Source organism: Neobacillus fumarioli NBRC 102428 (genome assembly GCF_001591485.1).
Taxonomy (GTDB): Bacteria; Bacillota; Bacilli; order Bacillales; family Cytobacillaceae; genus Neobacillus; species Neobacillus fumarioli.
In genome coordinates, this window is record NZ_BCUZ01000137.1 from 1 (window position 1) to 7,283 (window position 7,283).

8 protein-coding genes are annotated in these 7,283 nt (G+C 40.6%); 1 reads left to right on the forward strand and 7 read right to left on the reverse strand.

All coding sequences use genetic code 11. The features are described from left to right. Window positions 1-8: 8 nt before the first annotated feature. Window positions 9-260: a DUF2573 family protein gene (locus tag BFU02S_RS13875; protein ID WP_066371788.1), complete on the reverse strand. Its 252-nt coding sequence runs from the start codon at window positions 258-260 to the stop codon at window positions 9-11. 29 nt (window positions 261-289) lie between these two features. Then, on the reverse strand, window positions 290-1,462 hold the full coding sequence (rodA, locus tag BFU02S_RS13880; protein ID WP_066371791.1) for a rod shape-determining protein RodA: 1,173 nt from the start codon (window positions 1,460-1,462) through the stop codon (window positions 290-292). A 235-nt stretch (window positions 1,463-1,697) separates the two neighbouring features. Here rodA and BFU02S_RS13885 point away from each other — a divergent pair, with 235 nt between their 5' ends. Further along, window positions 1,698-2,480: an undecaprenyl-diphosphate phosphatase gene (locus BFU02S_RS13885; RefSeq protein WP_066371793.1), complete on the forward strand. Its 783-nt coding sequence runs from the start codon at window positions 1,698-1,700 to the stop codon at window positions 2,478-2,480. Window positions 2,481-2,748: 268 nt separating this feature from the next. Here the strand turns inward: BFU02S_RS13885 and BFU02S_RS13890 are convergent, their stop codons facing one another. From BFU02S_RS13890 to BFU02S_RS13910, 5 genes are all read right to left on the reverse strand, one after another. Next, window positions 2,749-3,483, reverse strand: coding sequence for an amino acid ABC transporter ATP-binding protein (locus BFU02S_RS13890; protein WP_066371795.1), 735 nt, complete (start codon window positions 3,481-3,483; stop codon window positions 2,749-2,751). 31 nt (window positions 3,484-3,514) lie between these two features. Then, complete coding sequence (locus BFU02S_RS13895; RefSeq protein ID WP_066371796.1) at window positions 3,515-4,201, reverse strand: amino acid ABC transporter permease; 687 nt, start codon at window positions 4,199-4,201, stop codon at window positions 3,515-3,517. After that, window positions 4,188-5,012, reverse strand: coding sequence for an amino acid ABC transporter substrate-binding protein (locus tag BFU02S_RS13900; RefSeq protein ID WP_066371798.1), 825 nt, complete (start codon window positions 5,010-5,012; stop codon window positions 4,188-4,190). Before BFU02S_RS13900 ends, BFU02S_RS13895 begins: the two co-directional genes overlap by 14 nt. Before the next feature lie 140 nt (window positions 5,013-5,152). After that, window positions 5,153-6,577, reverse strand: coding sequence for an amino acid permease (locus BFU02S_RS13905; protein WP_066371800.1), 1,425 nt, complete (start codon window positions 6,575-6,577; stop codon window positions 5,153-5,155). A 169-nt stretch (window positions 6,578-6,746) separates the two neighbouring features. Beyond that, complete coding sequence (locus BFU02S_RS13910; protein ID WP_066371802.1) at window positions 6,747-7,259, reverse strand: acyl-CoA thioesterase; 513 nt, start codon at window positions 7,257-7,259, stop codon at window positions 6,747-6,749. Window positions 7,260-7,283 lie beyond the last annotated feature (24 nt).

The window sequence follows — 7,283 nt, forward strand, 5'->3', positions numbered from 1 at the left end:
CAGCCTCCTTATTTTTTCATCGATTTCCGGTGTTGTTCATTCAGCTGTTTAATTTCTTGAATGATTTGTTTCATCTCTTCTCGGGCATCGGGATAAAGGGTACTCCAATGCTGGATTAAAGCAGGCATGGTTTTGCCGATATGGGTGTATAACGCCCAAGTTTTTACTTTTTCCTTCACATCGCTGCTTGTATCACCGACAAGAAGTTCACTGTATTTTTCCAATAATGCCTCAAACTGCTCCTGAAATTCGGACTCCATTTTGACACCACCTGCCTAATAATATGCTACTACACTCCGGCCGAGAACATATACTTTTTATAATGATAACGAATGGAAAAAATCAAGCCGATCCCCAACATGTTTCCCATTAGCGAGCTCCCTCCATAGCTGATAAACGGCAGAGGGATACCGGTAATCGGCAACACACCAATTGTCATGCCGATATTTTGGAAAACGTGAAAGGTAATCATACTGATAATCCCAACACATATATACGTATAAAACTTATTTTTCGTTTCCATGCCGACTTTTGTTATATGGTAAATCAACAAGAAAAATAAACTAATCAGCACACTAGCTCCAATAAAACCGAATTCCTCACCAATTACACTGAAAATAAAATCTGTTTGGCTTTCCGGCAAGTAAACATCCCGTTTTGCTAGTCCTTTTCCAATTGTTTGTCCCGAGCCTATTGCCAGCATCGATTTCGTCAACTGATATCCTTCCGAACTCTGGTAATTGTACGGATCGAGCCAAGAATAGATACGACCAAATTGGTATTGCTTAACACCGAGATATTTTTCCAATAAATCTGGCTGCCAGAGAACGAAATAAAAAACCGTTCCAGCCATCACAATACAGCCAGTAAATATAGGGATGAGAATCTTCCAACTCACTCCAGAAATTAACAACATTCCTAATAGAATCGAGATAAAAACAAGCGATGTTCCCAAGTCTGGCTGTTTCATAATGAGCGCGACCGGAACCATTGTAACAATTCCCAGCTTAAGCAATAGCCAAAAATCAGTTGAAAGAGTTTTAAGTTGATTCTTCTGGTGGTGATCATCGATAACCCTGGCAAGTGCCAAAATCACAAATACCTTGACAAACTCGGATGGCTGCAATGAGCCTAGCGCCGGAACTTTAAACCAGCTTTTTGCACCATTGATGACTGGGGCAATGCTTGTAGGGGCAACAATGATTAAAATAAGCGTGAAAATCCCAAATCCATATGCATACCAGCAAATTTTCCGCAATTGATCTGAATCAAGCGTCATCACTCCAGCAATGATCAGGGCGCTTACCACATACCAAATAATTTGCTTTATTAAAAAATTTTCATGGTACTGCCCGCTCATTTGGGCACTATATATCGCAATACAACTCGCCAAAAACAGTAATAACAAGATAAACACAAGACTATAGTCAATTTTAGAAGTTGTGTTTCTGTTTGAAGTCAATTCACAGTCTCCACCTTACAAAAAACTTGTACATTCATTCATTATATTTTTAATCAAGAGAAAGTACAACTTCTAAATAGAGGAAGGGTATTTTTACATAACTCCCTTGGAACTATTTCATTGTAGGAAATGGTATACTTACACTTATTTTTCTCAAGTGCATTTCATGAGATTCCTATTTTCTGCATATGTTTGAAGAGACAGGCTTACTAATTTATGAGAGTGAGAGGGTTCTATGTTAACAAAACTTGAAGCTTTGATTTTAGGAATGATTCAGGGGTTAACGGAATTTCTGCCGATTTCAAGCACCGGACATCTTTATTTAGGAAGAAATTTATTTGGCCTGCAGGAAGCGGGACTTTTGCTCGATACCATGCTGCATATCGGAACCTTGGCAGCCGTGCTGATATTTTATAAGAATGAATTTGTGCAAATGATTAAAAATCCTTTCAGTAGATTAACGTATTTATTAATTATCGGTACTATTCCAGCCGTTGTGATCGGTCTGCTTTTTGAAGATTATTTTGAAGAAATTTCTAAAACAGGGGTCACGATTGGCTGGGAATTTTTAATTACGGGAATTTTTCTATGGATTGCAGATTCAGTAAAAAATGGACACAAAAAAATGGACAACATCAATTATCTGGATGCTTTTATTATCGGTTTGTTTCAAGCGGCGGCCATCTTCCCGGCAATTTCCCGCTCCGGAATAACGATCGTAGCAGCTCTTTGGCGGAAGTTGGACCGTGAAACAGCAGCTTATTTTTCCTTTTTATTATCAACACCGGCAATCGCCGGCGCCTGCCTCTTGCAAACCAAAGATTTGTTAAGCGGAGGCGGTGAAGAAATTTCTTTATCAGCACTGATTGTCGGAATCGTCTCATCCGCCTTCTTCGGTTATGTTGCGGTCAGATGGATGATCGGCTTTTTGAAAAAGCACTCTTTAAAACCATTTGCAATTTATGTATGGATTCTGGGACTGGTTGTACTATACTTTCAATTCACAGGGAGATTTTAGTTAGTTTTCGTTGATATCTGGCCATCCTCCATAAGAAAAACCGGGCAAGCCCGGTTTTTCTTATTTATTCTTCATTTACGTCTCTTTTGATATTTGATTTACCCGCATAGGTTTCGATCAGCTCTTTCAAGTCATATTCTGCAAATTTAAAGAACTATTCTATAAAACAAAAGCAGACTTCTACAAATTCCGGTGGATCTTCTACAAAAATCCATTCCATTTTAAATAAATAGGCAAAAAAAGTGCCACAGCCTATGGCTATAGCACTTTATTGCAACATATTCAAAAATTTCCGCGTCCGCTCTTCTTTCGGATGGTTGAAGATTTCTTCCGGTTTGTTCCGCTCAACAACGACTCCCCCATCCATGAACACTACTTCATCTGCTACTTCCTGGGCAAAACGCATCTCATGAGTGACAACGATCATCGTCATTCCTTCCTGGGCAAGGTCCTTCATCACTTTCAGTACTTCACCTACCAGTTCAGGGTCAAGCGCGGAAGTCGGTTCATCAAACAGCATGACCTTTGGTTCCATCGCCAACGCACGGGCGATGCCGACGCGCTGCTGCTGCCCGCCCGATAATTGAGCTGGATAGTAAGTCATTTTATCTCCGAGGCCAACCTTTTCAAGCAGGCCTTGTGCTTTTTTCCTAGCGGATGCTTTGCCTTCCCCCTTCACAATGATGGGGCCCTCCATAACATTTTCAATGGCGGTTTTATGCGGGAACAAATTATAGCTTTGAAAGACCATCCCGGTTAAACGGCGAAAGGAGGCAATATGCTTTTTCGAAACATTTTTTGAAAAATCAAGACTGTTTCCTTCAATGGAAATCACACCTTTTGTCGGTGTTTCCAGTACGTTCAGGCAGCGAAGGAGCGTTGTTTTCCCGGAGCCTGATGGCCCAATGATCACAACAACCTTGCCTTTTTCAACCTCAAGGTCAATTCCTTTTAACACTTCTAACTGATCAAATTGTTTATATAATCCTTTAATTGAAATCATGATAAAAACTTCCTTCTTCTAAAAGGTTAAATTATGCCAAATGCCTGTCCATCCGTTTTTCCAAGAACTGCTGAATAATAGAAAGAAAAAAGCAAATGATCCAATAGAGCAGGGCAGCTTCTGAATAAACTAATAGGAATTCATAATTTTGCGAAGCAATTTCCTGCGCACGGCGAAACATCTCCGTTACTAGGACGAGTGATGCAAGCGATGTATCTTTCACAAGACTAATAAACGTATTAGATAATGGCGGTACAGAAACTCTTACTGCCTGGGGCAGGATGATTCTTCTTAAAGCTTGGGAATAGGACATTCCAATCGAATATGCTGCCTCCCATTGCCCTTTTGGAGTCGATAGGATGGCAGCGCGAATAATTTCAGACGCATACGCTCCAACGCTAAGGGAGAACCCGATAACGGCGGAAGGAAAAGGATTAAGCGTGACACCAAGATTGGGCAGTCCGTAAAATATGATAAACAACTGAACCAATAATGGCGTTCCGCGAATGATGGATACATAGATTCGCGCAATGATTTGCAAAAATTTAATATTCGAAATCCGGGCGAGAGCTGTTAAAACAGCCAGAATCAAGCCAATTATAAATGAAATGAGAGTCAAAGGAATCGTATTCACAATAGCTCCCTCCAGCATTGGCTGAAGGGAGCTTTTTGCGATATCAATGTATTTTGGCTCAATATAGATACTACTTAAGTACATCTTGACCAAACCACTTCATAGAGATTTTTTTGTAAGTTCCGTCGGCAATCATATCTTTTAATGCTTTGTTTACAGCATCCACCAATGTATTGGAACCTTTTCTAAACATAAACCCGCTTTGTGATGCATCCGGGCTGGTAGCGGCAATTTTCACCGGTGCATTTGGCTTTTGTTTTTTATAATCTAAGAAAGAAATTTTATCATTGATCGTTACGTCAACACGCTTTTGCCCCAAGAGATCGATTGCCTGCTCAAAACCATCCACACCGACAATTTTGGCACCATACTTCTTTGCCATATCCGCATAGTTGCTGGTCAGCGACTGAGCAGAATTTAACCCTTTAATATCATTAAATGATTTTACACTATTGTTATCGCTTCTCGTAATCAAGACAGCTGATGAAGTAATATATGGATCAGAGAAATCATATTTTTTCTGGCGATCCGGACGAATCCCTACTTCATTGGCAATCATATCAAAGCGTTTCGCGTCAAGTCCGGCAAACATTGCATCCCATTGGGTTTCTTTAAAAACGGCTTTAACACCAAGACGTTTTGCAACTTCCTGCGCAAGATCCACATCAAAACCTGTTAACTTACCGTTTTTATCATGAAAGGTAAATGGAGAGTATGTACCTTCCGTTCCAATTGTTAACACACCGGCATTCTTTACTTGTTTCAATAAATCACCGCCGGCAGCCTGGTTCGTTCCGGTTTTCTTATCTGCTTTATTGTCACTTGCCTTTCCGCAAGCGGACAATACCACCATAAAACTTAAAACGAGTGCGACTATAGCTGATATTTTCTTCAATTCCAATTCCCCCAATTCGTATTGTTCTTGTTGGATTTAATAATCTTAATACATGATTTTTCTTCTGTCAAAGAATATTTACGGTTATTTTCCCCCATTTTAAAAAATAAAACCCGACAGATTCACTGACGGGTAAAAAATTATGCTGATAGAGCTTCTTTATTTTCAGCTTTTACCGGTTTTTTCATTAATGGGCGACAGAATAGCAAACCGCTAGCCAATAACAGAACACCGTAAATAAAGGTTTTCATATCAGCTGTGCCAGTGATAATAACCCATAACGAATAAATCGTGGCTAAGAAAGCTATCACCCCATCGATAATTCTTGATCTTCCACCTTGATACGTTTCTCCGGTAATGACTAATTTAAGCTGATAAATAGATGAAATGAAATAGGGTACTAAGTAAGCTAAAGTGGCGATCAACACGATAAAGTCAAATGCCCCGGAAATTGATTTGGAAACTGTTGAAAAAATAAACAGCTGCCCTATGCCATTCGTCAATAGAAGGGAAAATACCGGCAAGCCCTTTTTATTTTCTTTACTAAAGCCAGGAAGAAATAATCGCTGCTTTGCCGCCTGATACGGTACTTCAGCACTTAACATGACCCAGCCGATCGTAGAGCCAAATAAACTGATTAAGCCAGTTCCAGCAAGAATTTTACCGCCGATTGGTCCTAACACCGTTTGAATTGCATCAATTAATGGTTTGTTTGAATGAATCAATATTTTCTGTTCGAGCATTCCCATGGCAAGTACACTGATCCCTATATAGATTGCCAGGGCAATGAACAAACCAAGAATGGTTGCCCATTTTACATCCGTGCTTCTTTTCGCCCGTCCGGCAAACACCATCGCGGATTCAATCCCGATAAACGCCCATAATGTATTTACGGCAGCATTATTGACCTGCGGGATCAATCCAAGGGTATGTCCTGCTGCATCAGAACGGGATGCCACAAACGGCGTAATATTACTTTTTTGGAAAGCAAACACCCCGACAATGATAAACAAAAAGAACCCTGCGACTTTCGCTGCTGTCGCGAGAAAATTTAGTTTTCCTGCACTTTCCATCCCTCGCATGATCACAAAATGAATTCCCCACAGCATGATCGTGCAAAGAATAAAGGTACATCCATTTCCGACTTTTAACGTGAATCCGCCAATGGAAAACCACTTGGCATTGCTCGTAAGAATTGGAAAGAACGTTGATAAATAGCTGGCAAAAGTAGTTATAACGGCAACAATCCCGGCAATATTCCCGATCCAGTAACCCCAAGTGGCCATAAAACCGGATAAAATAGCGGCAGGTGACCCCGGTTTAAACAAGCCTCCTGCATAGATTTGCGGTCCGCCTGTCATTTCGGGTTTGCGCATCCCAAGATTTCCGAAAACAAGGGCAATCATCAAAACGCCAAAGCCCGTCAGTACCCATGCAGCCATAACACCAGCAGGACTTGCCGCCTCTGATAATGATCTCGGCAGCATAAAGATACCCGAACCAACCATATTTCCAACGACCAGAGCTGTTAACAGCCAAAACCCTAATTTATTCGATTTGCCCATGATGCTTACTCCTCTCGATGCGGTCATTTACTTTTCTAGAATATTATCTTAATCTCAGCATAAGCCCACTTTAATCCTTTGTCAATGAAAAATTTTATTATGGTAAAGTATTAGAGGATTAAAAAAAGACCCAAGTGAATTCCTTACTTGAGTCTTCATGTCAGTCCTTTTACTCCCAAGGTTTTCTTGTCGTAAAATAACTTGCCAGTTCTTTGCTGCTTTTCCGATGCATTTTCCGTCTTTCCGCTCGTTCCTTTCCGGTTTCATACAGCTTTTTCTCTTCTTCCGTTTCGGGAATAATGCCTGGAACAGGTGATGGTTTGCCGTTTTCGTCCAGTGCGACAAATGTCAAAAAGGCGGTAGCAGCTATTTTTCGCTCACCGGTTAACAGGTTTTCCGCAATGACTTTAACAAATATCTCCATCGATGTTCTGCCTGTCCATGTGACAAATGATTCCAGGCATACCGAGTCCTGCTGTGTAATCGGGCTTAAGAAGTCGACAGAATCGGTTGAGGCAGTGACAACTTCTTTTCTGCAGTGTCTTACAGCTGAAATTGAAGCAGTCATATCGATATCACTCATCAGTTTTCCGCCAAACATGGTATTGTGGTTATTCACATCATTCGGAAAAACCCGGCTCGTTCTAACTACTCTTGATTCATTACATGTTTTTGCATCCATTACAATCCCCCCATCCAATTATTC

Excerpts from the sequence above, each read along its gene's own strand:
- BFU02S_RS13875 (WP_066371788.1), bottom strand. The coding sequence starts at position 260 with ATGGAGTCCGAATTTCAGGAGCAGTTTGAGGCATTATTGGAAAAATAC.
- BFU02S_RS13885 (WP_066371793.1), top strand. The coding sequence starts at position 1,698 with ATGTTAACAAAACTTGAAGCTTTGATTTTAGGAATGATTCAGGGGTTA.
- BFU02S_RS13890 (WP_066371795.1), bottom strand. The coding sequence starts at position 3,483 with ATGATTTCAATTAAAGGATTATATAAACAATTTGATCAGTTAGAAGTG.
- BFU02S_RS13895 (WP_066371796.1), bottom strand. The coding sequence starts at position 4,201 with ATGTACTTAAGTAGTATCTATATTGAGCCAAAATACATTGATATCGCA.
- BFU02S_RS13905 (WP_066371800.1), bottom strand. The coding sequence starts at position 6,577 with ATGGGCAAATCGAATAAATTAGGGTTTTGGCTGTTAACAGCTCTGGTC.
- BFU02S_RS13910 (WP_066371802.1), bottom strand. The coding sequence starts at position 7,259 with ATGGATGCAAAAACATGTAATGAATCAAGAGTAGTTAGAACGAGCCGG.